Origin of the sequence: Nostoc sp., assembly GCF_035638895.1 — a bacterium.
Taxonomy (GTDB): Bacteria; Cyanobacteriota; Cyanobacteriia; order Cyanobacteriales; family Nostocaceae; genus Nostoc.
Window position 1 is genome coordinate 1 of the sequence record NZ_DASQZC010000590.1, and the last position, 2,670, is coordinate 2,670.

The 2,670-nt window shown below is 44.6% G+C and carries 2 protein-coding genes; both read right to left on the bottom strand.

The window, feature by feature from the left end; genetic code table 11:
- Nucleotides 1–397 precede the first annotated feature (397 nt).
- Nucleotides 398–1,441, bottom strand: coding sequence for a type I glyceraldehyde-3-phosphate dehydrogenase (gap, locus tag VE944_RS29380; RefSeq protein ID WP_324985831.1), 1,044 nt, complete (start codon nt 1,439–1,441; stop codon nt 398–400).
- A 191-nt stretch (nt 1,442–1,632) separates the two neighbouring features.
- Nucleotides 1,633–2,670, bottom strand: a 1,038-nt coding sequence (locus VE944_RS29385) for a DUF2891 domain-containing protein (protein WP_324985834.1), incomplete at its 5' end; no start/stop codon positions are given.

Sequence of the window (2,670 nt, forward strand, 5' to 3'; positions counted from 1 at the left end):
TAAAGCTTGCAGCTTTTCGGGTGCAGATGTAGCTGGGCCAACAGTACAAATGATTTTGGTTCGACGCATAGGGATTAGGGGTTGAGGAGTAACGTGTGAGTTTGGATGGTTTATACCAATTCGTAATTCGTAATTCGTAATTCGTAATTCGTAATTAAGAGACTTCGCATCCAAATTCACATGTGCTTCATATCACTGTTTTTGTAAATAAAGATACTAAATGAGGTTTTGTTCTCAGCATATTTACTATTCAACCCAAATCCTAAAAGCCAAGGGTCAGCCCCTTCTCTGCGTTCGCGCAGCGTGTCGCAGACAGACGCTACGCGAATGGGGAAGTCAAAAGTCAAAAGGTCAAAAGTTAATGACCAATGACCAATGACCAATGACAAATGACCAATCAAACCACAGCATCCGTCGGTGCGAGTTTTTCCTTTTGTGACATAGATAACATCAGGTCAATCACGCGATTCGAGTAGCCCCACTCGTTGTCATACCAGGCAATTACTTTAAAGAAGTTGGAGTTCAACTCAATCCCAGCACCTGCGTCAAAGATACTAGAATGGGTATCGCCTTGAAAATCTGTGGAAACTACTTCTTCATCTGTGTAACCCAAGATACCTGCTAGTGAACCTCCGGCAGCCTCCTTCATGGCAGCACAGATTTCTTTATAAGTAGTAGCTTTGGCAGTTTTGAAAGTTAAATCAACTACAGAGACATCGGGAGTCGGAACTCGCAATGCCATACCAGTCAACCTGCCCTTCAGTTCTGGTAAAACCAGTGCTACGGCTTTAGCTGCGCCTGTGGATGAGGGAATAATATTCTGGCTTGCACCTCTACCACCCCGCCAGTCTTTCTTGCTAGGGCCGTCTACAGTTGGCTGGGTAGCAGTCATGGCATGAACTGTGGTCATTAACCCTTCAGTCAAACCAAAGTTGTCATTGATGACCTTAGCTATGGGAGCTAGACAGTTTGTAGTGCAGCTAGCATTGGAGACAATGATATCCTTGCTGGGATCAAATAGGTGATGATTGACACCCATTAACAGGGTAGTAACTCTATCTGGATCTTTAGTGGGAGCGGAAATTACCACTCGCTTTGCACCTGCTTTCAGGTGGTTTGCGGCTCCTTCGTGGTCAGTGAAGAGTCCGGTAGCTTCCACCACATAATCTGCACCTAATTTTCCCCAAGGTAACTCTGATGGGTTCCTCACCGACACGCAAGGGATGAAGTGCCCATCAATGAGGATACCATCTTCCTTGGCTTCAACTTTGTGCTTTAATCTGCCGTGGGTTGAGTCGTACTTTAATAGGTAAGCGAGATTATCTGGTGGTACTAGGTCGTTAATGCCTATAAACTCAATGTTGGGATTATCGATGCCAGCGCGAAGCACAAGTCGCCCGATTCGACCGAAGCCATTGATACCAACCTTCAATTTAGTCAAGATTAAACCTACCGTTGTGCAAAGTTGAACAAAAGGAGAAAGTTAAAAGTCAAAATAGATTGCCTTTTACTCTTTACTATATGATCCTGACAGTCTCAGTCAGCTAAGGCATATTTACTTGGCATATTTTAATGATTGGAAGAATGGGGAATAGGGAGGAGAATAATAACTTCTAACTCCTAACTCAGTACTCAAGACTCAGTACTGATGAGGGGCAACCCACGATTCGTTAGGAGATAAATAGCAAAAGTACCTACCCAGTGACTAGCTGCATAATCACTTACAATATCTGCTAGTCCATGCTGACGATGGCGAAGGGCAGCAGAGCGAAGTGTTTCTATGCGGCGATCGCTATTTGCCAATCCAGAAATGATACCCTCAAGCATCCAAGCACGACTAAGATTAAGACCGTAGAAGTGGGCTTGCATATAATCTTTAGGATTATCTACTCCGGGTGGTTGTAACCAATTTGCTGAATTCCCAATCGGTATTTGTGGAAGAAAATTGGTGAGCCAGTCAGTGAAAGCTGTTGTTGGCAGGACTCGCCGCATCAGGTCTGCTTCAGCAAGGCCAGGAGAGAGAAAATCGTAACCAAGCGGCTCGAATCGTAAGGAGTAATTGCGATCGCTAAGATAAAATTGCCGTGCCTTATTCTCTAGTAACTGAATGAAGTCAGTATTTTCGGTAATCCATGCCCAATCTAGCATCAAACCAAGTGCAAAAGCTGTTTGGCTATGCATCCCTGTGCGATTTGGGAGTTTCAGTCCGTTAATCCAGCGATGTAAGTTACCTGCAATTAACTTTTCTAGCGGTTCCAATATAACCCGCCATTGTTTCGCTTGAGGATGATTCCACTCGTGAAGTTCGGCAGCCAGTTGCAGAAGCCATGCCACACCATAAGGAAATTCAAAAAAAGGCACCCGTTGGAAATGGGCAATTTCTCCTTGAATTTTCTCAGGTGTTAGGCTTTGCTCAAGTGCTTGCTTTGAGGCTGCATTGAAAGAGGTTTCAGGAAAGTGGCGCATAAGACGTACCAGCAACCAGTGACCATGTACGGCTGAATGCCAATCTAAGCAGCCATAAAAAGCAGGAGTCAATTCACGCGGTGGTTTTATATCCTCGTCGCTATCAGCCCAATACAGACCACTGTGGGGATATTCCCGACCAATACAATCCAGCACTAATTGAGCATATTGTGCTGCGATCGTTTCATTAATCTCCAAATTATC